At 62.3% G+C, this 23,480-nt stretch carries 26 protein-coding genes; 12 read left to right on the forward strand and 14 right to left on the reverse strand.

The window, feature by feature from the left end:
* The first annotated feature begins 312 nt into the window (after positions 1-312).
* The 4 genes from QQL76_RS12845 (at position 313) to QQL76_RS12860 (ending at position 3,608) form a co-directional block, all read left to right on the forward strand.
* Positions 313-1,803, forward strand: a complete 1,491-nt coding sequence (locus QQL76_RS12845; RefSeq protein ID WP_499207978.1) for a leucyl aminopeptidase family protein — start codon at positions 313-315, stop codon at positions 1,801-1,803.
* 7 nt (positions 1,804-1,810) lie between these two features.
* Positions 1,811-2,263, forward strand: coding sequence for a DNA polymerase III subunit chi (locus QQL76_RS12850; protein WP_499207979.1), 453 nt, complete (start codon positions 1,811-1,813; stop codon positions 2,261-2,263).
* 31 nt (positions 2,264-2,294) lie between these two features.
* Positions 2,295-3,284, forward strand: a complete 990-nt coding sequence (locus tag QQL76_RS12855) for a magnesium transporter CorA family protein (RefSeq protein WP_499207980.1) — start codon at positions 2,295-2,297, stop codon at positions 3,282-3,284.
* Between the two features lie 102 nt (positions 3,285-3,386).
* On the forward strand, positions 3,387-3,608 hold the full coding sequence (locus QQL76_RS12860; RefSeq protein ID WP_126010762.1) for a hypothetical protein: 222 nt from the start codon (positions 3,387-3,389) through the stop codon (positions 3,606-3,608).
* A 46-nt stretch (positions 3,609-3,654) separates the two neighbouring features.
* On the opposite strand, the gene QQL76_RS12865 is transcribed toward QQL76_RS12860, so the two are convergent.
* Positions 3,655-5,553, reverse strand: a complete 1,899-nt coding sequence (locus QQL76_RS12865; protein WP_499207981.1) for an ABC-F family ATP-binding cassette domain-containing protein — start codon at positions 5,551-5,553, stop codon at positions 3,655-3,657.
* Between the two features lie 173 nt (positions 5,554-5,726).
* On the opposite strand from QQL76_RS12865, the gene QQL76_RS12870 reads away from it, so the two are divergent.
* Positions 5,727-6,416, forward strand: a complete 690-nt coding sequence (locus tag QQL76_RS12870) for a glutathione S-transferase family protein (protein WP_499207982.1) — start codon at positions 5,727-5,729, stop codon at positions 6,414-6,416.
* Between the two features lie 108 nt (positions 6,417-6,524).
* Positions 6,525-6,947, forward strand: a complete 423-nt coding sequence (gene ndk, locus QQL76_RS12875) for a nucleoside-diphosphate kinase (protein WP_126010760.1) — start codon at positions 6,525-6,527, stop codon at positions 6,945-6,947.
* 100 nt (positions 6,948-7,047) lie between these two features.
* Here the strand turns inward: ndk and QQL76_RS12880 are convergent, their stop codons facing one another.
* The 5 genes from QQL76_RS12880 to QQL76_RS12900 all read right to left on the reverse strand — a co-directional run bounded on the left by QQL76_RS12880 (position 7,048) and on the right by QQL76_RS12900 (position 9,797).
* The gene (locus QQL76_RS12880; RefSeq protein WP_499207983.1) at positions 7,048-7,788 is read right to left on the reverse strand and encodes a phosphoadenylyl-sulfate reductase; all 741 of its coding nucleotides are present in this window, start codon (positions 7,786-7,788) and stop codon (positions 7,048-7,050) included.
* 129 nt (positions 7,789-7,917) lie between these two features.
* The gene (locus QQL76_RS12885; protein WP_499207984.1) at positions 7,918-8,397 is read right to left on the reverse strand and encodes a molybdenum cofactor biosynthesis protein MoaE; all 480 of its coding nucleotides are present in this window, start codon (positions 8,395-8,397) and stop codon (positions 7,918-7,920) included.
* Between the two features lie 6 nt (positions 8,398-8,403).
* Positions 8,404-8,661 (reverse strand): molybdopterin converting factor subunit 1, encoded by a 258-nt coding sequence (moaD, locus tag QQL76_RS12890; RefSeq protein WP_126010757.1) that lies wholly within the window; start codon positions 8,659-8,661, stop codon positions 8,404-8,406.
* The gene (gene pgsA, locus QQL76_RS12895) at positions 8,658-9,242 is read right to left on the reverse strand and encodes a CDP-diacylglycerol--glycerol-3-phosphate 3-phosphatidyltransferase (protein ID WP_499208367.1); all 585 of its coding nucleotides are present in this window, start codon (positions 9,240-9,242) and stop codon (positions 8,658-8,660) included. The genes moaD and pgsA overlap by 4 nt, the downstream gene beginning before the upstream one ends.
* Positions 9,243-9,488: 246 nt before the next feature.
* Positions 9,489-9,797 (reverse strand): hypothetical protein, encoded by a 309-nt coding sequence (locus QQL76_RS12900; protein WP_499207985.1) that lies wholly within the window; start codon positions 9,795-9,797, stop codon positions 9,489-9,491.
* Between the two features lie 31 nt (positions 9,798-9,828).
* Between QQL76_RS12900 and QQL76_RS12905 the strand changes: the two genes are divergently transcribed.
* A complete protein-coding gene (locus QQL76_RS12905) occupies positions 9,829-9,999 on the forward strand; it encodes a hypothetical protein (protein WP_499207986.1) in 171 nt (56 codons plus the stop codon).
* A gap of 20 nt (positions 10,000-10,019) precedes the next feature.
* On the opposite strand, the gene uvrC is transcribed toward QQL76_RS12905, so the two are convergent.
* A complete protein-coding gene (gene uvrC / locus QQL76_RS12910) occupies positions 10,020-12,104 on the reverse strand; it encodes an excinuclease ABC subunit UvrC (RefSeq protein ID WP_499208368.1) in 2,085 nt (694 codons plus the stop codon).
* Between the two features lie 94 nt (positions 12,105-12,198).
* Positions 12,199-12,966: an SDR family oxidoreductase gene (locus tag QQL76_RS12915; protein WP_499207987.1), complete on the reverse strand. Its 768-nt coding sequence runs from the start codon at positions 12,964-12,966 to the stop codon at positions 12,199-12,201.
* Between the two features lie 339 nt (positions 12,967-13,305).
* On the opposite strand from QQL76_RS12915, the gene QQL76_RS12920 reads away from it, so the two are divergent.
* A complete protein-coding gene (locus QQL76_RS12920) occupies positions 13,306-13,974 on the forward strand; it encodes an outer membrane protein (protein WP_499207988.1) in 669 nt (222 codons plus the stop codon).
* 105 nt (positions 13,975-14,079) lie between these two features.
* On the opposite strand, the gene QQL76_RS12925 is transcribed toward QQL76_RS12920, so the two are convergent.
* The 4 genes from QQL76_RS12925 to QQL76_RS12940 form a co-directional block, all read right to left on the reverse strand.
* Positions 14,080-14,673: a glutathione S-transferase family protein gene (locus QQL76_RS12925; RefSeq protein ID WP_499207989.1), complete on the reverse strand. Its 594-nt coding sequence runs from the start codon at positions 14,671-14,673 to the stop codon at positions 14,080-14,082.
* Between the two features lie 33 nt (positions 14,674-14,706).
* Entirely contained in the window at positions 14,707-15,285 is a 579-nt protein-coding gene (locus tag QQL76_RS12930) for a ribonuclease T2 family protein (RefSeq protein ID WP_499207990.1), read from the reverse strand.
* A 71-nt stretch (positions 15,286-15,356) separates the two neighbouring features.
* Positions 15,357-15,794, reverse strand: coding sequence for a hypothetical protein (locus QQL76_RS12935; protein WP_499207991.1), 438 nt, complete (start codon positions 15,792-15,794; stop codon positions 15,357-15,359).
* A gap of 97 nt (positions 15,795-15,891) precedes the next feature.
* The gene (locus tag QQL76_RS12940; RefSeq protein ID WP_499207992.1) at positions 15,892-16,758 is read right to left on the reverse strand and encodes a 23S rRNA (adenine(2030)-N(6))-methyltransferase RlmJ; all 867 of its coding nucleotides are present in this window, start codon (positions 16,756-16,758) and stop codon (positions 15,892-15,894) included.
* 81 nt (positions 16,759-16,839) lie between these two features.
* Here QQL76_RS12940 and QQL76_RS12945 point away from each other — a divergent pair, with 81 nt between their 5' ends.
* On the forward strand, positions 16,840-18,972 hold the full coding sequence (locus QQL76_RS12945; protein WP_499207993.1) for a molybdopterin-containing oxidoreductase family protein: 2,133 nt from the start codon (positions 16,840-16,842) through the stop codon (positions 18,970-18,972).
* A gap of 12 nt (positions 18,973-18,984) precedes the next feature.
* On the opposite strand, the gene purN is transcribed toward QQL76_RS12945, so the two are convergent.
* Both purN and purM read right to left on the reverse strand, forming a co-directional pair.
* Positions 18,985-19,665 carry a phosphoribosylglycinamide formyltransferase gene (gene purN / locus QQL76_RS12950; RefSeq protein ID WP_499207994.1) on the reverse strand — a complete coding sequence of 227 codons (681 nt, stop codon included), beginning with the start codon at positions 19,663-19,665 and terminating at the stop codon, positions 18,985-18,987.
* On the reverse strand, positions 19,662-20,738 hold the full coding sequence (purM, locus tag QQL76_RS12955) for a phosphoribosylformylglycinamidine cyclo-ligase (RefSeq protein ID WP_499208369.1): 1,077 nt from the start codon (positions 20,736-20,738) through the stop codon (positions 19,662-19,664). The genes purN and purM overlap by 4 nt, the downstream gene beginning before the upstream one ends.
* A 197-nt stretch (positions 20,739-20,935) precedes the next feature.
* Between purM and QQL76_RS12960 the strand changes: the two genes are divergently transcribed.
* The 3 genes from QQL76_RS12960 (at position 20,936) to hdaA (ending at position 23,423) form a co-directional block, all read left to right on the forward strand.
* Positions 20,936-21,469 (forward strand): CDP-alcohol phosphatidyltransferase family protein, encoded by a 534-nt coding sequence (locus tag QQL76_RS12960; protein ID WP_499207995.1) that lies wholly within the window; start codon positions 20,936-20,938, stop codon positions 21,467-21,469.
* 109 nt (positions 21,470-21,578) lie between these two features.
* Positions 21,579-22,712 (forward strand): AI-2E family transporter, encoded by a 1,134-nt coding sequence (locus QQL76_RS12965; protein WP_499207996.1) that lies wholly within the window; start codon positions 21,579-21,581, stop codon positions 22,710-22,712.
* A 3-nt stretch (positions 22,713-22,715) separates the two neighbouring features.
* On the forward strand, positions 22,716-23,423 hold the full coding sequence (hdaA, locus tag QQL76_RS12970; RefSeq protein ID WP_499207997.1) for a P-loop NTPase family protein: 708 nt from the start codon (positions 22,716-22,718) through the stop codon (positions 23,421-23,423).
* The last annotated feature ends 57 nt before the right edge of the window (positions 23,424-23,480 follow it).

Below are 23,480 nucleotides of genomic sequence, written 5' to 3' on the forward strand. Positions count from 1 at the left end.
GCAAGCCGGCCGATCGGAAGGCATGAGCATCCGTCAGGCTGTAACTCTGCATCGTGCCCCGCCAAGCGCTGCCGATAGTCGCGCCGAATGGCTAAAACTTGGCGAAGAAACACGGTAAACGAAGCGTAATCGTCGATCCGCGGCACGTATGCACCATGGGCGGCATTGCCTTTCACGTTTCGTTGAACAGCGTTTCGTCCATGCCGTCGGGGAGGTCTCTGCGCGCAGTTGCAGGTGCTGCGCCCTTGCCTTCGAGCCTGAAAAATCCGACACCTCGCTTCACAGTCTCATTGAAGGGAATACCGTCGCGCCATGACCAGGAAACTCAGCATCGCCTTCGCCAAATCCGCAAAGTCCAACGAGGGTGTCGCGGTTTTTCTCGCTCCAGCGAAGGATCGGCTTCCGGCATCTCTCGCTGAGGTAGATCCGGGCGGCGTCGTGGCCAAGGCTGCCGAGATCGCCGAGTTCAGCGGAAAATCGCTGAGCGCGGTGGACGTGCTGGCGCCTGCCGGTGCCACGACAAACCGCATCATGGTGCTCGGAACGGGAGAAACTCCGACGCACAACGACTGGACCGATCTCGGCGGTGCGCTCGTCGGTCGCCTGAAATCGATCCGCAACGTCACCGTCTATCTCGATGTGAATGGCGCGGAGACCGGTGCGTCTGCCGCCGCCAATTTCGCATTGGGCATGATGCTGCGCAATTACAGCTTCGACGGTTACAAGACGAAGAAAAAGGATGACGACAACGGCAAGTCGGAAGAAGGCGATGTGTCGGTCACGATCGTGACGCCGGATGCGTCCGCCGCCAAGAAGGCCTATGCCGAATTCTCCGGCACGGGCGAGGGCGTGCTTCTTGCGCGCGATCTCGTCAACGAACCGGCGAACGTGCTCGGCCCCGTCGAATTCGCCAAGCGCGCATCGGAGCTGGAGGCGCTTGGCGTCGACATCGAAGTCCTCACCGAGAAAGAGATGAAGAAGCTCGGAATGGGCGCTTTCCTCGGCGTCAGCCAGGGATCGTCGCGTCCGCCGCGCATCGTCATCATGCGCTGGAACGGCGGTGAGAAGAACGCCGCACCGATCGCCTTTATCGGCAAGGGTGTCGTGTTCGACACGGGCGGCATCTCGATCAAACCCGCAGCCGGTATGGAAGACATGAAGGGCGACATGGGCGGCGCTGCGGCCGTCACCGGCCTGATGCATGCCCTGGCATCGCGCAAGGCCAAGGCGAACGTGGTCGGCATGATCGGGCTTGTCGAGAACATGCCGGATGCCAACGCCCAGCGCCCCGGCGATATCGTAACCTCGATGTCCGGCCAGACGATCGAGGTGATCAACACCGATGCCGAAGGCCGGCTCATCCTGTGCGACATGCTCTGGTACTGCAACGATCGCTTCAAGCCGGGCTTCATGATCAACCTCGCGACGCTGACGGGCGCAATCCTGGTCGCGCTCGGCAATCATCACGCCGGCCTGTTCTCCAATGACGACGTTCTGGCGGAACGCCTTTCGGAAGCCGGCGAAACGACTCGCGAGAAGGTCTGGCGCATGCCGCTCGGCAAGGACTACGACAAGATGATCGACTCGCGCTTTGCCGACATGAAGAACACGGGCGGTCGCTATGCTGGCTCCATCACTGCCGCGCAGTTCCTGCAGCGTTTCGTCGGCAAGACGCCCTGGGCGCATCTCGACATCGCAGGCACGGCGATGAGTTCGCCGCAGACGGAGATCAACCGGTCCTGGGGGTCAGGCTACGGCGTCCGCCTGCTCAACGAACTGGTGCGCGCCCACTACGAAAACTGATCGGGCGATGACTGAAATCCTGTTCTACCACCTGACGGAATCCCGCCTCGAGCAGGCTTTGCCGCCGCTGCTGGAAAAGAGCCTCGAGCGGGGCTGGAGGGTGGTGGTGCAGGCTTTGGACGATGTCCGTCGCGATGCGCTGGACACCGTCTTGTGGACCTACAGCGACGACAGCTTCCTCCCGCATGGGCTCGATACCGAAGCCCATGCGGACAGCCAGCCGATCTTGCTGACGGCAGGGCAGGCGGAGGCTGTGAATAGCGCCACCGTCCGCTTCATGGTCGATGGCGCGGCGCCGCCGGACATTTCGAGCTATGAGCGGGTGGTCTTCATGTTCGACGGACACGATGATCGTCAGCTGGCGACGGCCCGCGATCAGTGGCGACGCCTGAAGTCCGAGGGCCATGCCCTGACCTATTGGCAACAGGGCCCAGGTGGCCGCTGGCAGAAAAAAGCCTGAGCGACAGCGCCGGGATGGGTTGGAAGTCGACATGATCACCACGTATCGGCTCGTCGAAGGCAAGCTCGAAGCCACGCCGCACGAAGCTGGCGCAGACATCTCCAGGGAAACTTTCGAGGCGGCCGTCTGGATCGATTGCCAATCTCCGACGCTCGCCGAAGACGTGATCCTGCGCGACGCGACTGGGATCGATATTCCGACTCGCGCTGAGATGGATGAAATCGAGACGTCGAGCCGGCTCTATAGCGATGGCAACGCCGCCTACATGACGGCGATGTTGCCCTCCGCGACCGATACGCAAAATCCGGTCACTCTGCCCGTCACCTTCATCCTCGCGCCCCGGCTCCTTGTCACCGTACGCCATCACGAGCCGCGCGCATTCTTGAACTTCGCATTACGTGCTCAGAAACTGCCGATGGACGGACGCGATGCCATCGCCGTCCTAGCGGGCCTTCTCGATGCTGTGATCGATCGGATCGCCGACATTCTCGAGATCGTCGGCAAGGACATCGATCTGATCTCGAAGGACATCTTCGCCAACGCCTCGACCGGGCCAACGAAGGGCAGGGACTTCCAATCCATCCTGAAGGCCATCGGCCGGCAGGGTGATCTGCTGTCGATGCTGCGCGACAGTCTCGCGACGCACGACCGGCTGTTCTCCTTCTTTGCCAATGTCGCCAACCAGCGTCACTGCGATCGCGACACCAAGGCTGCGATCAAGACGCTCTCTCGCGATGCGGCGTCCCTGTCGGACCATGCATCCTATCTGTCGCAAAAGATCGTCTTCCTGCTCGACGCGACGCTGGGTCTGATCTCGATCGAGCAGAATGCCATCATCAAGATATTCTCGGTCGCCGCAGTGATATTCCTGCCGCCGACGCTGGTTGCCTCGGTTTACGGGATGAACTTCGAGTTCATGCCCGAATTGAACTGGGCCTATGGCTACCCCTATGCCTTGGGGCTGATGGTGTTTTCGGCTGTCGTACCCTATCTCTTCTTCAAGCGGCGCGGCTGGCTCTGAGCTTTTACGCTCTGTTATGTATGTCTTTTCACATATGCAGAACGTGATTTGCGCGAGCGATGTCATCACGGGCACTATGCGTCTTTCCCGAGGAGATGCGCCATGATTGCTGTAAAGCTTGAGCCGGATCCCGTCATGGAATTGATCGCGGATTACTGCGCCGGAAATCATGCCGGTGGTTGGCCTTTGTCCCTATCGGAGGGCGTGGCGACCGTTCGCCGTTGGCAGCCGAACCTTGCCATGACCGATCAGGAAATCAGGACGCGCGTGGCGAAATTCGCCGTCGGCCGTGGCCTGAACGTGCATTTCGACCAGCCGGTCTGACGTCCAAAGTCAGAAAAGAATGCGAGCGGGCCGGAAGCGGTCGTCATCAGTCGATGGCGACCGCTTCTTCATATTCGGCTGACAGTGTCAGCCACTGCTCTTCGGCGTCGACAAGCCGTCTTTCGCAATCGGTCCGTTCCTTGCCAAGCGCGACGATCCTGGCCTTGTTGTCATAGACTGCCGGATCGGCAAGTTCGGTGTCGATGGCCAGGATCCGCTTCTGCAGCTTCGCAGTCGTCGCTTCCAGTTCACCGATCTTCTTCTTCAGTGGCGCCATTTCCTTGCGGCGATCGGCGGCAGCCTTGCGCTGGTCGGACTTCGAGCGCTGTGCTTCGGCAGCGGCCTCTTCGGCAAGACGGCGCTTGTCGGAATTCTTGGGCGAGCCGCCGACGATCAGGTTGCGATAGTCTTCCAGATCGCCGTCATAGGCCTTGACCGAGCCGCCGCCGACGATCCACAGCCGTTCGACCGTGGCCTCGATCAAATGGCGATCGTGGGCGATCAGAAGCACGGCGCCGTCGAAATCATTCAGCGCCTCGACCAGCGCCTGGCGGCTGTCGATATCGAGGTGGTTCGTCGGTTCGTCGAGGATAAGCAGGTTCGGCCCCTCGAAGGTCGCAAGCCCCATCAGGAGCCGCGCCTTCTCGCCGCCTGATAGATCCTTGGCCGGCGTATCCATCTTCTCGGTCACGAGCCCCATCTGCGCGACGCGCGCACGCACCTTGGCTTCCGGCGCGTCCGGCATCAGGCGGCGGATATGCGCGACGGCGGAGTCGCCGGGGATGAGGTCATCCAGCTGATGCTGAGCAAAGAACCCGATCTTCAGCCCCGGCGCGACGGTCATCTGGCCATCGGCGAGCTCCAGACGGCTGGAAATCAGCTTCGCGAAGGTGGATTTGCCGTTGCCGTTCGAGCCGAGCAGCGCGATACGGTCGTCGGCATCGATGCGCAGATTGAGGTGCCGCAGGATCGGCTGCCCGGGCGTATATCCAACCGATCCGCTCTCGATCGCGATGATAGGCGATGCCACCACCTTTTCCGGCGCCGGGAAGGTAAAACCGGCGACATGTTCCTGCGATACGGCCGCGATCTCGCCCATGCGCTCCAGCGCCTTGAGGCGCGACTGTGCCTGGCGCGCCTTGGACGCCTTGGCACGGAAGCGCTCGACGAAGGATTCCATGTGCTTGCGCTTGGCCATCTGCTTCGTGCGCGCTTTGGTTTGAAGCTCTTCCGCTTCCGCCTTCTGGCGGGCGAACTGGTCGTAGCCGCCGCGATAGAAGGTGAGCTTCTTGTGCTCCAGATGCACGATCGAATTGACGGCCTTGTTCAGAAGGTCGCGGTCGTGGCTGATGATGATGACCGTATGCGGGTAGCGCCGCACATACTCCTCGAGCCACAGAGTGCCTTCAAGGTCGAGATAGTTCGTCGGCTCGTCGAGGAGCAGCAGGTCGGGCTCGGCGAAAAGCACGGAAGCGAGCGCAACGCGCATGCGCCAGCCTCCGGAAAAGCTCGATGCTGGTCGCTTCTGCGCAGCCTCGTCGAAACCGAGACCGGAGAGAATGCTGGCGGCCCGCGCTTCGGCCGAATGCGCGTCGATATCGACGAGACGCGTCTGGATATCGGCAATGCGGTTGGGATCCGTCGCCGTCTCGGCTTCCGCCATCAGCGCGGCGCGCTCCTTGTCGGCCGAAAGCACGATGTCGAGCAGCGCGTCCTCGGTCGCGGGTGCTTCCTGCGCAACGCCGCCGATGCGTGCACCTTTTGGCACATGCACGAAGCCGCTTTCAGAGGCCAGGTCGCCGGTGATCGCTCGGAAAAGGGTTGACTTGCCGGTTCCGTTACGCCCGACGAGGCCTGCCTTCGTGCCCGAAGGCAGTGTGACCGAGGCATGGTCGATGAGAAGGCGCCCGGCGATGCGGAGCGAGAGGTCGCTGATCTGAAGCATGGCGGCTTCTTGGCTGATGGAGGCGTTCTTGGCAAGGAGCGTTCCGGCAAACGCTAGGCGTTCGCCGGGAAGAGAGGGCATGCGGCGCATCGCATGTTATGGATGCGGTCACAGCACCATGGCATAGGCACTGAATTGCCTATCTGTGGGCCAGCGCAGAGGGAGATCGCTACATGACCATTCAACTCTACGAACTCGTTGGTAGCGATCCCACGCGCCCTTTCAGTCCGCATTGCTGGAAAGTCGTGATGGCGCTCGCCCATAAGGGGCTCGAGTGGGAAAGCCGGTCCGTTCCCTTCACCGAAATTCCGAAGATCGAAGATGGCAGCGGCATCGTGCCGGTCATTTGCGACGGAGATGCGACCGTGTCCGACTCATTCGCGATCGCGCTGCATCTGGAAAGGACGCGACCCGATAGCCCGTCGCTGTTCGGCGGACCGGGCGGTGAGGCGATGGCCCGGTTCGTCGAAGCCTGGTGCCAGACGCAGATTCACGCGATCATCGGCAAGGCGGCGATCATGGACGTGCATGACGCCCTGTCACCCGATGACCAGGCGTTCTTTCGCAAGAGCCGCGAAGCCCGCTTCGGCATGCCGCTGGAGGAAACGCGCGAGCGTGGGCTGTCGGAACTCGGAAAACTGAAAGCGAGGCTGGAGCCGGTGCGCGCCATGCTGCGCCACCAGCCCTTCATCGGTGGCGCAAGTCCACTTTTTTCCGACTACATCCTGTTCGGCGCTTTCCAGTGGGCCAGGATCATCATGCGCGAACCGCTGCTCGGCCATGATGATCCTGTGCTGGACTGGTTCGAGACCTGCCTCGATCTGCACGGCGGGATCGGTCGCGCGGTACCGGCCGCCGCCTGAGCCCAGCCGCCGTCTCGTCGTCGTGTCTTGTGTTCGCAACACTTGGCGGCTATGGAGGCCGCCAAATTCTCCCGACATTCCGTCAAGCAAAAGAACAGGGAAAACCTCATGGCGATCGAACGCACCTTTTCGATGATCAAGCCCGACGCAACGAAGCGCAACCTCACCGGCGCCATCACCAAGATGCTGGAAGACGCCGGCCTGCGCGTCGTCGCTTCCAAGCGCGTATGGATGAGCCTGCGCGAAGCCGAAGGCTTCTACGCGGTCCACAAGGATCGTCCGTTCTTCGGCGAACTGACCGAATTCATGTCGTCGGGCCCGACGATCGTTCAGGTGCTGGAAGGCGAGAACGCCATCGCCAAGAACCGCGAAGTCATGGGCGCAACCAATCCTAAGGACGCTGCAGAAGGCACCATCCGCAAGGTGCACGCGCTCTCCATCGGCGAGAATTCGGTGCACGGCTCCGACGCTCCCGAGACCGCAGCGGAAGAAATCGCCTACTGGTTCTCCGGCACCGAAATCGTCGGCTGAATCGATTTCTCGACAGCAGGCCCTAAACGGCTGATGCAGAGACAAAAAAACCCGGAACTCAGGTTCCGGGTTTTTTAGTTCTTGGGAGTGATGATCGCGATCAGGCGGCTGGCAGAGCCGAGGCGGCACCGGCGACATGCAGGCCGCATTCGCGCTGCTCGTCGCGCTCCCACCACCAGCGGCCGGCACGTTCGTCTTCGCCGGGTTTGATCGCGCGGGTGCAGGGCGCACAGCCGATCGACGGATAGCCGCGGAGGTGGAGCGGATTGACCGGAATGCTGCGTTCCGCAACACGAATCCGGATATCTTCGAGCGTCATGTCCGCGAGCGGATTGATCTTCAACAGTTCCCGATCGGCGTCCCATTCGGCAAAGGGCACGCTGCCGCGCGCTGCCGACTGGCCACGTCGCAGTCCGGTGATCCAGATATCGGCCCCCGCCAGCGCCCGACCGAGCGGCTCCACCTTGCGAATGCCGCAACAAGCGTGGCGCGCTTCGACGCTTTCATAGAACCCGTTCATCCCGTAGGTCGCCACGAACTGGTCGACCGCGCTCGGTTCCGGAAGGAAACGCTCGATCGAAATGCCGTAACGCGCCTCGGTCTCCTCGATCAGATCCACCGTCTCGTCGAAAAGGCGCAACGTGTCGAGCGTGACGATCCGCGCCGAGGGCAGGGCGCTCACGAGCGCATCGGTCACCACCTGATCCTCGATGCCGAGGCTGGTCGTGAAGACGATCGAGTGGCCGGCACCTTGCAGCCATGCCAGCCGGTCTTCCAGCGACAGGCTGCCGAACAGGCATGAGATGTCGCCAATCAGGACATTCGCTTCGTCGCGTAGCATGTTCACTCCAGTGCTTCTTCGCGCCGATTTTCGCCATTTATCGGCGATCGACGGCGTAAAGACGAGGCAACCCATCCTTCGAGTAGCGCTCTTTGAGAAAAAGCCTACGCCTGAAGACCGGCTGACGGGTCAGCTTTCGCCGCCGACCTTTTGCCATCGAAGCCGTGCCTCGTCGTCGGCGTCGCGCGCAGCCACCCAGTCGCCGGTCTGGCCACTTGCGGCGTGCTCCTTCTTCCAGAAGGGCGCCGAGGTCTTCAGATAGTCCATCAGGAAATTCGCGCCATCGAATGCCGCCTGCCGGTGCGACGAGGCGGCGACGACGAGCACGATGTTGCCGCCGGGCGCGATTTTGCCACAGCGATGGATGGCGGTGAGGCCGCTCAATCCAAACCGGGCAATGGCTTCGTTCGCGATGCGGCCGATTTCCGCCTCGGCCATGCCAGGATAATGTTCGAGCTCGAGCGCCGAGAGCCGACCGTTTTCATCGCGGCAAAGGCCCGTGAACGTCACTACGGCGCCGATATCGGTTCGTCCCGCTGCCACTGCTTCGATCTCTGCAGCGACGTCGAAATCGTCAGCCTGAACGCGGATGGTCGGTGTGACGGCCATGGCTCTTCATCCGCCGGTCATCGGCGGGAACAGTGCGATTTCGCGCGCATTGCCGATCGGCTCGCGATGGTCGGCATGCTCCTGATCGAGCGCCACTCGGATCACATGGGCGTGCTGCAGCGCTGCCTCATATTCGTCGCCCTGCGTCTGCAGATAGGCGAGCAGATCGCTGACGCTGACGACACTTTCGGGCAGTTCGCGCTCTTCTTCGGACTTGCCGATGCGCTCGCGCACCCAGGCGAAATAGATGAGCTTCCGCTTCATTCGGTCACCACATGCTTCAACCCGGCCCGGAAATAATCATAGCCGGTGTAGATCGTGATTAGCGCCGCGGCCCACAGCAGCGCGATGCCGAGCTCGGTGGTATAGGGCAGGATCTTGTCGCCCGCAGGGCCGGCGAGAAGGAAGGCAAGCGCGACCATCTGGATTGTCGTCTTCCACTTGGCGATGCGCGTGACGGGCACGGACACCTTCAGGGCTGCCAGATATTCGCGAAGGCCCGAAACGAGAATCTCACGGCAGAGAATGGTGATCGCCGCCCAGATCGTCCAGCCGGCGATCGTGCCGTCCGCCGCCATCAGCAACAGCACGGACGCAACGAGCAGCTTGTCGGCAATGGGATCGAGCATGCGGCCGATATTGGACGACTGATCCCAAAGGCGCGCAAGATAACCGTCGAGCCAGTCCGTGAGCGAGGCGATGACGAAGAGCACGAGCGCCGACCATCGCGCAAAATCCGACCCGTGCAGCCGGCCTTCGACGAAGAAGCACAGGACGATCAGCGGCACCGCCAGGATGCGACCGTAGGTCAAAAGATTTGGGATGTTGTAGACCGGCGAGGCCATGGTCACCTTCGATTTCAAAGTGGTGCCAGATGAACGGTCGATAGCCATGGCGTCAACCTCCATTTTGTCCCAACTGGACCGCGTCGGCCCAACCATCGCAGAGCTGCGCGACGGACTGATGAATCATTCGTAACCGAGCCCGCCGCATTTCAAACGATTGTTTCGGCGGTTTCTAAAGAAGAACGCGCTAAACACCCGGCCGATCGATCTGACATGGAGAATAGTAATGATCGGAGCTCTTATCGGCTACAGGCAGCCACAGGCTTCATCGTCGCAGCAATCGTCCCCACCTTCACAGTCCGCCAACGCATCGACGCAGACTTCTGGCTCCTCCGCTCCCTCGACGGTGAGCAGCGCTGGCTCGGCGCCGGCTGCATCGTCGCCGACCGCCGGTGCATCCACGACGCCGTCGCCCACAGCTTCGACGCGAGCGGCGGGCACCTCGTCATCGGCGCCGAACGGAAGGCCGCTGGAAAGCACCTCCGCTGCGTCGTCAAGGGACAGTCTCCCAGCGACGTCCCGCGCATCGAGTGCGAGTGCAGAACGCGGCTTCACCAGGCTTGAGCCGCTGCCGACCGAACAAACCGTGCGGGATCCCCGTGCTGCAGCTCTTGCCGTTCTTGAAGCCATGCGGCTCGACAGCATGATCGGCAGCCTCGGCCAGGCAGGCGACGCCGATGCCGGAGCGAAAGACGACGGTTTCCAGGCACTGGTTGCCAAGCAGAGCGAGATCGCACGCCGCTACGCCGAGTTCTGATGCTGAAAAAGCTTCCGGCGCTACCGGGCGCCGGAAGCATCCGGGTGGAAGTGGTTGTAGATCGAGATCGCCATCGCTTCTGAAATCCCGTCGACTGCGCGCAGATCCGTCAATGCCGCGCGCGAAACCGCCTTGGCCGTCCCGAAATGATGAAGCAGCGCGCGCTTGCGCGCCGGGCCGATGCCGCCGATCTCGTCCAGCGGGTTCTTCACCATTTCCTTCTTGCGCCGCTGGCGGTGCGAGCCGATGGCGAAGCGATGCGCCTCGTCGCGCAATCGCTGCAGGAAATAAAGCACCGGATCGCGCGGCGGCAGGGTAAAAGGCTGCTTGCCTTCCATGAAGAAGCGCTCGCGCCCGGCCTCACGGTCCATGCCCTTGGCAACGCCGATCGCCGTCACCTTGTCCCTGATGCCGAGCGAAGCCAGAATTTCCCGCACGGCCGTCATCTGTCCCTGGCCGCCATCGATGAGGATGAGATCGGGCCAGGCGGGCAGCGGCGCATCAGTGTCGTCGTCACCCGACGACTGGTCCGTGGCGGTTTCCAGCGGATGCTCCTTGATCAACCGCGAGAAGCGCCGCTCCATCACCTCCCGCATCATGCCGAAGTCGTCGCCCGGCGTGATGTCGGTCGAGCGGATATTGAACTTGCGGTAGTGGTTCTTCGCAAACCCCTCGGGGCCGGCGACGATCATCGCGCCAACGGCGTTGGTGCCCATGATGTGTGAGTTGTCGTAGACTTCGACCCGTCGCGGCTTACGCTCGAGGCCGAATGTCTCCTGAATGCCCTGTAGCAACCGGGCTTGCGAGGCCGTTTCCGCAATCTGCCGTCCATGAGCTTCGCGGGCGTTGCTGAGCGCGTGGTCCACGAGCTCCTTCTTCTCCCCGCGCTGCGGCACCGAAATTGCGATCTTGCGCTCGCCTTTGAGCGACAATGCTTCCGCAATCAGCGATTGTTCCTCGACCTCTTCGGACAGCAGAATCTGCTTCGGGATCGGCTTGTCGTCGTAGAACTGGGACATGAATGCCCCGAGGATCTCGCCGGCGGAAAGCTGCGGGTCGGCCTTGGGGAAATAGGCCCGATTGCCCCAATTCTGGCCGGTGCGAAAGAAGAACACCTGAATGCAGGCAAGCCCACCCGCGAGATGGATGGCAAAGATATCCGCCTCGTCGACAGAGCGGGGGTTGATGCCCTGGTGGCTCTGCACATGGCTGAGCGCCGACAAACGGTCGCGGAACACGGCCGCGCGCTCGAAATCGAGATCTTCCGATGCCTGCTGCATGGCCTGCGAGATGTGCGACTTCACCTTCTGGCTCTTGCCGGAAAGAAAATCCTCCGCTTCCTGCACGAGCTCGGCGTAGTCCGGCAGGCTGATCTCGCCGGTGCAAGGGCCCGAGCATCGCTTGATCTGGTAGAGCAGGCACGGCCGTGTCCGGCCCTCATAGACAGAGTCCGTGCAGGTTCTGAGGAGGAATGCGCGCTGCAGCGCGTTGATCGTACGGCCCACCGCGCCCGCCGATGCGAACGGCCCGAAATATTCGCCTTTGCGCGCACGCGCGCCGCGGTGCTTGAAGATGGCCGGTGCCGGGTGATCCCCGGTCACCAGAATATAGGGAAACGACTTGTCGTCCCGCAGCAACACATTGAAACGCGGCCGCAAGCGCTTGATCAGATTCGCTTCCAGCAGAAGCGCTTCTGTCTCGGTCCGCGTGGTGACGAATTCCATATGCGCGGTTTCGCGCACCATGCGGGCGATGCGATTGGAATGAACGCGGCCCTGAGCATAGTTCGCGACGCGCTTCTTCAGGCTGCGCGCCTTGCCGACATAAAGCACGTCGCCCTTGGCGTTGAACATCCGGTACACGCCAGGCCCGTTCGGCAGCCGCTTGACGAATGCCTGGATGACATCCGGCCCCTGCAGCCCGGGCTCAGGCTTGGTCAACGCCTCCCAATCGATCGCGGGGCCACTTTCCTGCGCAACCGCTTCGACCTCATCCGTCTCCGAGTCGAGGTCTTCGTCGGGCAGGGAATCAGGCGAGATATCCGCATCCGCGATCGTCGAGAAATCGAGCGCATCCACGTCGATCCCGATGTCTTCCGCCGGCATGCGCGGCGACAACCCACGCGCAGCCTTGCGTTTGAACAGGTTGCGGGGCGCGGACTTCTTGGCTGGCTCCTCGGTCACAATGGCACTCTGTCTGTTATTCCCTGGCGTTCACGACGTCCGGCGTTTCCCATGCGAGATGCTGGCCACCGTCGAGCGCGATCATCTGGCCCGTGATGGACGGCGTGTCGAACAGATAGCGGATTGTGCGACCGAAATCAGGCAGATCCGGGCCGTATCCCAAGGGAACGCTTTGTGCCTGGGCGGCAAAGTCGGCAGCATCCTGCCGCTCATTGGCAAGCGTCGGGCCCGGACCGATGGCGTTGACGCGGATCCCCCGCGGCGCAAAAGCCTGTGCCATCGTCTGCGTCGCGGTCCACAGCGCCGATTTGGACAGCGTGTAGGAAAAGAACCGCGGCGTGAGCGCCCATACGCGCTGGTCGATGATGTTGACGATGAGACCGCCATTGTTCCCGGCGCTGCCGGCGAAAGCGGCCGAGATCGCCAAAGGCGCTTTGACATGCACGGCGAAGTGGCGGTCGAAGGAGGTTTCGTCGAAACGATCCGCTTCGTCGGCTACGAAAACCGAGGCATTGTTGATGACGACGCCGATTGGCCCGATGGCGGATTGCGCCTTGTGAAGAAGTTCAGCCGCCTCAAGCGGTACTTCCAGGTTGGCCGTGACTGCGGCAGCCACTGCCCCATTCTGCCTTAATGTGGCAGCGAGCGTTTCAGCGTCCTCTGCGTTTCTGTTGGCGTGTATCGCTACGGCGAAGCCGGCTTCTGCCAGATCGGTGGCGATAGCGCGTCCTATTCGTCGTGCAGCGCCCGTGACCAGCACGGCCTTGGGGGGGATGACTGTCATGAAGCTCTCGGTGACCCCGCGCGAAGCCCTGATTTCCAGGGGGTTCCGGCAAATTGTGTGATTATGTTGCAACAGTGCGGATATAGAAAATCGGGGCCAGGAACAAAGGGGCCGCGCAGGCTTTTTATCGGCAGTCGCATGAATGTGGAATTCGAGACAACCGCTCCTGTTGCATAATTGCAGCACCGCAAGGTGATTGGAGGCTGGCCACTGAATCTCCACATTCCGGCTTAGACGCCGCCGCATTCGAGGGTCATTCAGGCCCTGCTAGGGCGGGGCAAGAACGATAAACGTCCACCCGTTCGCCATGCGACCGGAAATTGTATTAGGAGAAGTAAAATGCGTGCACTTAAATTGGCTGGTCTGGCCACGGCAATGGTTCTTCCGCTTACGGCTGGCGCCTTTGCAGCCGACGCCATCATGGCTCCGCCGTCCCCGCCGCCGGCAGCAGCGCCAGTTCAAGCTGCACCTGTGCAGCTCTGGACCGGTCCTTACGCCGGTGTGTTCCTGGGCTACAACTGGGGTGACCACGAAGACATCATCGGCGATGACTCCGACGGCATCTCTGGCGGTGCATACGCTGGTTACAACTACCAGTTCGACAACTTCGTTGTCGGTGCTGAAGCCGATCTCGGCTACTCCGACGTCAGCGGCGACGGCATTGCCAGCGTTGCTGGTGTGACCACCGCTCGCGAAGGCGAAATGGGCCTGTTCGGTTCGGTCCGTGCACGTGCCGGTGTGGCCTTCAACCCGTTCCTCATCTACGCAACGGGCGGTGTGGCTGTAGCTGACATCGAGTACAACCAGTTCGACGGCAGCGACTCCTCCACGGCAGTCGGCTACACCGTTGGTGGTGGCGTTGAAGGCATGGTCACCGACAACATCACGGCTCGTCTCGAGTACCGTTACACCGACTACGGCAGCGACGACTACAACATCAACGGCAACTCGTTCTCGTCGGCTTACGACGAGCACAGCGTCCGCGCTGGTGTAGGCTTCAAGTTCTAAGCCGATCGATCGAAACTGCTTTCGAGCGGTTAGAGAGCCGGGGTGCCTTGCGCGCCCCGGCTTTTTCTTTTGCCCGCGAGGGGATTGCCGAGGAAAAAGTCGCCGTTACTGCGGCTTCAGCCGCGCATAGTCGGCAAAGAACGTCTCGAACTTCTTCGGCCAGTTCTTCAGCTTCGGCCGGCCGCGCTCCCACTTTCCTTCAAAACGCAGGGACAGGTAGCCAAGCAGAGCTGCTAGCGCGAAATGGCCGCCATTCAGCGACTTGGTCGTGCGCGGCAGGTTCGCTTCGAGATGATCGAGCGCCCGCTCCACCTTCTTCCACTGCTTGTCGATCCACTCCTGGTGCACCTTTTCCTCCGGGCGGAAGCGCCGCTCATAGACCATGGCGAGCAGGCAATCGCAGGTGCCGTCGCAAAGCGCTTCCAGCACGTCCACCTCGGTGCGCTTTGCCGGATTGCGCGGATAGAGCTTGCGCCCTGTCTCGCGGTCAATGAACTGCATGATCGCGCGGCTGTCGAACACGGCATTGCCGTCGTCGGTCAGGAGAAGGGGGATCTTGCCGAGCGGGTTGTTGACGACGAGTTCGGCCGGTTCCGCATTCGTGTCGGTCAGCACGCTTTCGAAGGACAAGCCCGCATAGGTCGCGGCCATACGCACTTTGGCCGAATAGGGCGAGGCGGGTGAAACGAGGATACGCAAGGGCAAACGTCCTTCTTCTGGATAATGGAAAGGCTACCTGGCTGGCACCTCGATGAGGCGCTGGCGGCAGCCGCGGGCATCGACCTCGCGACACGCGCGAAAATCGAGATCTTTGGTAAGGCAGATGCGGACTTCGTCCAGCGCGCCGGCTGAACAGGTCGCCGCGATACCACCCTCGGACAGTCCGGGATTGGCGTTGAGAAAGCTGGTTTCCACATCCGCAGGCGAGAGGCTGACCGGGCCGCGCCCATCGAGCTCGTCTGGAATCTGGACGCGCTCATACGCGTCGCGGGTCAGTTCCAGATAATCCTCGGGAGACAATCCCGTGCAGGAGCCATGCTTGCGCCATTGATGGCCGATCAGGCCCATGCTCGGCATGATGTCGAAATAGTCCTGTCCGAGTTCGCGCGGAACCCGGTCGTCATGGCGGGTTGCGCAGAATTCGGGGAAACCCTGCTCATATTGCGGCCAAAGGCCGTGCACGATGAAGCCGAAATCGGCATTCGATCCGCATTGCTGACGATTGTCGCGACCATCGAGCGCGCAGAATGTCGGGGACCAGGAGAGAGACAGGACGTAGAAATCGAAGTCGCCCGCACGATCCTGAGCCACTGCCGGTGCGAGCTGCAGTCCTGCGGCAAAGAGTGCAGCATAGAGGGCGTGTCGGAGCGAAGAGGCGAGCCTCACCGCAGAGACGCGCAGGTCGCTCCATAGACATAGAGCGGGTCGAGACCGGCAACGCAGGATTCGACGTTGTCGCCGATCGCGCCAGCAAAGCCCATGTGAGTCTCGATGAGATACCAGGTCGTCCGGGTCGTGTTGTCGTTGAGATTGGCCGTTGCACGGCAATAATGGCGCTCGATCAGGTTGCGCTCGGTACGAGGCTCATAGCGCGTATAGGTGATGTTGGAGAAATCGTTGATCGAGAGACCGCGCTTCAGGAGATTGGCATCGGCATAATCGAAGCGCTCGACGACGCGCGTCAGCACTTTGTGCTCGTTGCAGATCGTGACCGGCGCGGCGATCGCGGCGGGACCCATCAGATAGTCCGCGGCGCTGGCCGGGATGGACGCCGTCGCGACGGTGAGAAGCGCAAGAGCGCATTTGGCGACAGACTTCATCGAGGCAAACTCCTGAACGTTTTGCAATTTCGGCGAAGAATGGTTGCGGCCATGCCACGCGTCAAGGTGAAAGCGCGGTCGAAGAGCCGTTTTCGCGTCACTGTTGCGGGCTTGCCGTCACCGGCTGAAGCCGTTTCAAGCGGAACCCGGCTCCTTCACCTTCGGCCAGAACCTTGGTCAACCACGGCAGCAACGCATCCAGTTCGTTTTCGAGCGTGAAGGGCGGGTTGACGATGACGAGGCCGGAGCCGTTGAGGCCCTTTTCGGTTCGTGGATCGCGCACCCAGAGTTCTGCGCAAAGGACATCCTCAATGCCGAGCGCTTCGATCCGGCGGTGGAAGGCTTCGACGGCCGCGTCCTTCTTCAGCGGATACCACAGGCAATAGGTGCCGCCCCGCCACCGGCGGATGGCGCGGGCAAGGCCGTCGGTCATGCGCTCGAATTCGCCTTCCTGCTCGAAGGGCGGATCGATCAGCACGAGGCCGCGCTTTTCTTTGGGCGGCACATGGGCGCCCAGTGCCAGCCAGCCATCGAGCGCAATGACGCGCGTCTGGAAATCACCGGCAAAGACCAATCGCAGGGTTTCGGCATCCGAGGGGTGCAGTTCGATCGCCGACAGCCTATCCTGTGGGCGAAAGAGCATGCGTGCGATTTTCGGCGAACCGGGGTAGTGCGTGACGCCGCTCTCGGGGTTCAACGCCCGCACCTGGTCGAGATAGGGCGCGATCAGCGGCGCGATCTCGACCGGCACATCCGCATCGAGAAGGCGGCCGATGCCGCCGATCCACTCGCCGGTTCGCTGCGCTTCGTTGGAGGTGAGATCATAGAGCCCGATGCCCGCATGGGTATCGATGACGCGAAAAGCCTTGTCCTTGGCCTTCAGATACGCGACCAGCCGCGCAAGCACGATGTGCTTGAGGACATCGGCGAAATTGCCTGCGTGATAGATGTGACGGTAATTCATGGGCGCGTTCTAAAGCGATCGAGATGCATGCGTCACGGGAATTGTTTGGTTCCGTTCCCCGCATCGCATTATAGAGAAGGCATGAACGAAGCGAGCCCCATCACCGCCGGCCGGGTCAAGTCTGCGATCCGCATCGGCCATTCCGCCTGTCCCCACGACTGCCCGTCCACCTGTGCGCTCGAAGTCGAGCTTCTCGACAACGGCACCATCGGGCGCGTGCGCGGCGACCCGGCGAACTCCTACACGGCCGGCGTCATCTGCGCCAAGGTCGCGCGCTACGCCGAGCGCATCCATCACCCGGACCGCCTGTTGAAGCCGCTCCGGCGGATCGGGGCGAAGGGCGAGGGCCGCTGGCAGGAAATCGGTTTTGACGATGCGCTCGACATCGTCGCCGAGAAGTTCCTCGAAGCCGAAAGCCGGCACGGTGCCGAGGCCGTCTGGCCATATTTTTACGCCGGAACGATGGGCCTCGTTCAGCGCGATTCCATCAACCGGCTGCGCCACGCGCGCAATTATTCCGGTCAGTTCGATTCGATCTGCACCAACATGGCCTGGACCGGCTGGGTGATGGGAACCGGCCGGCTCGTCGGCCCCGACCCGCGCGAGATGGCGGTGTCCGACTGCGTCGTGATCTGGGGCACCAACGCGGTCTCCACGCAGGTCAATGTGATGACCCACGCCGTGCGCGCCCGTAAGGAGCGCGGCGCCAAGATCGTCGTCGTCGACGTCTACGACAACCCGACGATGAAGCAGGCGGACGTCAAGCTGATCCTGAAGCCCGGCACGGATGGTGCGCTCGCCTGCGCGGTCATGCATGTGCTGTTCCGCGAAGGCCTTGCCGATCGCGCCTATCTGGAGCGCCACACCGACGACCCGGCCGGGCTTGAGCGGCACCTCGCCACCCGCACGCCGGAATGGGCTGCAGCGATCACCGGGCTCTCCGTTGCCGAAATCGAATCGTTCGCGCGGCTCGTCGGCACGACCAAGCGCACCTTCTTCCGACTGGGCTACGGCTTTACCCGCTCGCGCAACGGCGCGGTCAACATGCACGCGGCCCTGTCGATCGCCGCCGTCACCGGCGCCTGGCAATATGAGGGGGGCGGTGCCTTCCATTCCAACAGCGACATCTTCGGCCTCGACAAGACCGAGATCATGGGTCTCGATTTCAAGGACCACGGGGTGCGCGCACTCGACCAGTCGCAGATCGGCCGCGTCCTGACGGGCGACGCCGAAGCACTGCGCAACGGCCCGCCGGTCACGGCCATGATCGTGCAGAACACAAATCCGGTGAACGTCGCGCCCGAGCAGCGCCTCGTCAAAGCTGGGTTTGCGCGCGACGATCTCTTCGTTGCCGTGCACGAGCACTTCATGACCGAGACGGCGGAGATGGCTGATATCGTGCTTCCCGCAACGATGTTCCTCGAACATGACGACATCTACCGCGGCGGGGGCCAGCAGCACATTCTGCTCGGACCGAAGCTCGTCGATGCCCCGGAAGGGCCGCGCACCAACCTCGAAGTGGTCTATGGCCTTGCCGAGCGACTGGGTGTTGCCGACCAGGTACAGACCGGACTCGATGCGCGAACGCTCATCGACAACATGCTGAAAAAAGGCGGAAAGATTGGCTTCGATGCTCTCCGGGACGAGAAGTGGATCGACTGCCAGCCGGACTTTGCCACCTCGCATTATCTGGACGGCTTTCACTGGCCGGACCGCAAGTTCCGGTTCAAGCCGGACTGGACGGGCACCATGGCTCCAAACCGGCCGCCGGCGACCGTCGGTTCGCTCGGGCCGCATGAGCGCCTGCCGGAGTTTCCGGACCATGTCGACCTGATCGAAATCGCGGATGCCGCGCACCCGTTCCGTCTCGCCACGTCGCCGGCGCGCAACTTCCTGAACTCGACCTTTGCCGAGACCAAGGGATCGACGACGCGGGAGGGCCGGCCCTCGGTTCTGGTCCATCCGGACGACGCGGCCGATCTGGCGATCGAAGAGGGCGATGTTGTCCGTCTCGGCAACGAGCGCGGCACCATCCGCCTTCATGCGCGCATCGATGCCGGCCTTAAGCGCGGCGTGCTCGTGGCGGAAGGCATCTGGCCGAACAAGGCGCATCTCGATGGCGAAGGCATCAATGTGCTTACGGGTGCCGATCCCGTTGCGCCATACGGCGGCGCCGCCTTCCACGACAATCACGTTTGGATGGAAAAGGCCTGAGGCCGGACCGGCCTAGCTGGTAGCGACTTCCAACGCCGGCGAGATCAGCATCGCCGGATCGTCGCTGCGCGGCGCACCGACCGTCTGGGTCTTGCCGCCTTCGTCAAGCCCAACGGCGCCTGTCGCGACCAGCCGAAGCGCATGGGCGTAAAGCCGATGTTCGGCCGCAAGCACGCGCCCGGCAAGCGTCTCGGCATCGTCCTGCGGGTAAACGGGCACCACCGCCTGCGCGATGATCGCACCTTCATCCATCCCTTCATTGACGAAATGGACAGTGCAGCCATGCACACGCACGCCGGCATCGATTGCCCGCTGGTGGGTGTGGAGGCCGGGAAACAGCGGGAGCAGGGAAGGGTGGATGTTGAGGATGCGCCCCTCATGCGGCCGGATGAAGTCTGCCGAAAGCAGCCGCATGTAGCCTGCCATGCAGATCAGGTCCGGCTCGATCTCCGCAAGCGCTGCTAGGATCGCCGCCTCGTGGTCGGCCTTCGATCCATAGCTCTTTCGCGCGAACACGTGCGTCGGTATTCCCAAAGCCTCGGCCCTGGCGAGACCGCCAGCATCAGGCTTGTCGGAGATGACGGCGACTATCTCGGCTGGGAAGTCCGGGGCTTCACACGACTTTGCCAAGGCCAGCATGTTGGAGCCGCCGCCCGAAATGAAGGCGACGACGCGCTTGCGCGGCTCGCTCATAGACCGAGCTTGCCCTTATAGATGACGCCTGCACCATCCCCGCTGCGTGCACGAAGGCGCCCGAGCGGCACGACGATCTCGTCTGCCTCCGTCAGGGACTGAATGACCTGTGCGGCTTTGTCTTCGGCAACGACCACGATCATGCCGATCCCACAATTGAAGGTGCGCAGCATCTCTTCAGGCGCGACGCCGCCTTCCTTGGCGAGCCAGGCGAAAAGCTCGGTGACCGGCACCTGATCGAGATCGATTTCGGCGGCAAGCGTCTTCGGCAGCACCCGCGGAATGTTTTCGGGAAATCCACCGCCGGTGATATGGGCAAGGCCTTTGATTGCGCCGGTCTCGCGGATCGTCTTCAGGAGCGATTTCACATAGATGCGCGTCGGCGTTATCACCGCGTCGGCAAGCGTGATGCCTTCGCCGAAGGGAACGGGCGCCGTATAGGAGAGGCCCGACCGCTCCACGATGCGCCGCACCAGCGAATAACCGTTGGAGTGCAGCCCGGAGGAGGCGAGACCGAGCACGATGTCGCCCTCCGCCATCTCGCCATGCGGCAGCAGCGTGCCGCGCTCCGCTGCACCGACAGCAAAGCCTGCGAGATCGTAGTCGCCCTTGGCGTACATGCCCGGCATTTCCGCCGTTTCGCCACCGATCAGCGCGCAGCCGGCCTGGCGGCAGCCTTCGGCGATGCCGCTGACGATCGCCGCACCCTGATCCGGGTCGAGCTTGCCGGTCGCGAAATAGTCGAGGAAAAAGAGTGGCTCTGCACCCTGGACGACGAGGTCGTTGACACACATGGCGACGAGGTCGATTCCGACCGTTTCGTGCTTGCCGGTTTCGATCGCGACCTTCAGCTTCGTGCCGACGCCGTCATTTGCGGCCACCAGCACGGGGTCCGTAAAACCCGCTGCCTTCAGGTCGAAGAGACCGCCAAATCCGCCGATCTCTCCGTCCGCACCGGGCCGGCGCGTGGAGCGAACCATCGGCTTGATCTTCTCGACCATCGCATTGCCGGCATCGATGTCGACGCCCGCATCCGCATAGGTGAGCCCGTCCTGTTTCCCGGCCTCGGCCATGAGCGTCTCCTGATCAAGAAAGCTGTCCGCGATGGCGCGAGGAAATGCCATGCAGTCCCCGCAAAGGCAAGTTTGAGGGGTGGCGAAAGCCCTATAATCCGCAGAAGAGATCGAACAATGCGCTTGAAAGAGGCTTGGAGGCCATGAACTGTGCTACCCAGCTGAACGCAAGCCATCTGTTTTAAAGCCAAGGCCGCATGACCATCCCCAACCTCATCACCGTCGCACGGCTGCTCTGTGTGCCGGCCCTGGTCTACGCAATGATCCTCGGCGAGCTGCAACTGGCGTTCGGCCTGTTCCTGGCTGCGGGAATTTCGGATGCGGTGGATGGCTTCATCGCGCGCCACTTCAACCAGCGTTCCGAACTCGGGACCTATCTGGACCCGATCGCCGACAAGCTGCTCCTCGTGTCGGTCTTCGTGATGCTGACCTGGCTTGCTGTGTTGCCGCTCTGGTTTCTGATATTGGTGGCGTCGCGTGACATCCTGATCGTCGCGGCCGTGCTTCTATCCTCACTGATGGCGCAGCCGGTGAAGGTGAGGCCGATCCTGGTTTCGAAGGCGACGACCGCGTTCCAGATCGCCCTGGCTCTGGTCGTACTCGGAGAACTGGCCTTTGATCTGAACCTCAGCGGCGTTGGCCACACGCTGCTGATCCTGACATCCGCCTTGACCGTCCTGTCCGCTGCGGCCTATCTCATTGACTGGCTGCGCCACATGTCCGACGACTGATGCGCGCCGCTGGACGAGGCCTCTGGACGCCTCGAAAAAGCGCCCATTTCAAAGTTGAAGGTCCAGCGTCCCGGTCTGACGGGGCAGTGTGGTTGCTGCGGAGACTGCCATGACGTTCGTTTTCAACCAGTCTTCACTGCGCCGCCAGATCGTCTTCTGGCTCATCGCCCTTGCCGTGTTCATCGGTTTCATTTTTCTGTTCCGCAACGTGCTCTTGCCGTTCGTCGCGGGCATGGCGCTCGCCTATTTTCTTGATCCTGTCGCCGATCGGCTTCAGAGATTGGGTCTGAGCCGGCTGATGGCGACGGTCGTCATTCTCTTGTCCTTCCTGCTCGTTTTCGTTCTGGTGCTGATCATCGTCATTCCGGTTCTGGTGGGCCAGGCGATGGAGTTCGGTCAGAGGCTTCCGGAATACATCACGCAGTTGCAGACGCTGATCACCACGGCCGACCAGGATCTGTTTCCCCCATGGGTCGAGGATCAGATCGCCAATTTGCGGGAAAGCTTCGCGGGCCTGCTTTCGCAGGGTGCGGGATTGGTCGGCACGCTGGTCGCGCAGATCTGGACCTCGTCCATGGCGCTGATCAACGTGCTGGCGCTTCTGGTCGTCACTCCGGTGGTGGCCTTCTACATGCTGCTCGACTGGGATCGCATGGTGGACAAGGTCGACAGCTGGGTGCCGCGCGACCACGTCGAGGACGTGCGCGAGATCGCGCGCGACATGGATCTGGCGATCGCGGGCTTCGTGCGCGGGCAGGGCACCGTCTGCATCATCCTCGGTCTCTTCTATGCCATCGGGCTCAGCATGGTGGGGCTGAACTTCGGCCTTCTGATCGGCATGTTCGCCGGTCTCATCAGCTTCATCCCTTATGTCGGCTCGCTGATCGGCCTCGTGCTGTCGATCGGCGTCGCGATCGTCCAGTTCTGGCCGGATTATTTCTGGGTGCTGACAGTGGCCGGCATCTTCTTTGCCGGACAGTTTCTTGAGGGCAACATTCTCCAGCCGAAGCTCGTCGGATCGTCCGTTGGTCTTCATCCCGTCTGGCTGATGTTTGCGCTGTTTGCGTTTGCATCGCTGTTCGGCTTTCTCGGAATGCTGATCGCGGTGCCCGCGGCGGCTGCAGTCGGTGTTCTGGTGCGCTTTGCCCTGAAGCGGTATCTTCAAAGCGATATGTTCGCGCCGTCGCTGACCGTTGAGAAGCCGACGCTCATCGAGCCGGGCCAGAGGCGCAAGCCGGAGTAGGCAATGGCCAGACGCAATAGTCTCCAGACCGGACGCGCCGAGCAGTTGCCGCTTGAACTCGGCCATGCCGCAGCGCGCGGGCGCGAGGATCTGATCGTTTCCGACCCGCTCAGCGCCGCCATCGCGCTGATCGACCGTTGGCCCGACTGGCCGTCGCCCGTCGTCATCCTTTGCGGGCCTGCAGGCGCGGGAAAGACACACCTCGCCGAAATCTGGCGCGAGCGGGCCGATGCGTCCGTGCTCGATCTGGCCGACAGCACGTCACGAGCCTTGGAGGCCGCCCGTACGCACCCGGTGATCCTCGAAGATGTCGACCGGAAGGCGATCGACGAGACGGCACTCTTCCACCTCATCAACGAGGTGCGATCCGCCGGCAGCTTCCTGATGATGACGAGCCGGCTCTGGCCTGCCGCCTGGCCGGTCTCGCTGCCCGATCTCAAATCGCGGCTGAAGGCTGCCACGGTCGTCGAGATCGGCGGGCCCGACGACGGCCTTCTCGCCCAGGTGATCGTCAAACTGTTCGCCGACCGGCAGATCGCGATCGATCCCAAGGTGGTCGATTATCTGGTGGCGCGCATGGAGCGCTCCTTCGATGCCGCTTCTTGGCTCGTCGCCGAGATGGACAGGGTCGCCCTGTCGCGCCGTGTCCGCCTGACGACGAGCCTCGCGAGCGAGGTGCTGTCGAGATATCAGGACGATCGCCCCAGCTGATCAATTGGCCGAATGGCACTGTCATGCATTCTTCGCTAGATTTGGTTAGGTGCACCG

This window comes from Rhizobium albus, assembly GCA_030160035.1.
Classification (GTDB): Bacteria; Pseudomonadota; Alphaproteobacteria; order Rhizobiales; family Rhizobiaceae; genus Georhizobium; species Georhizobium albus.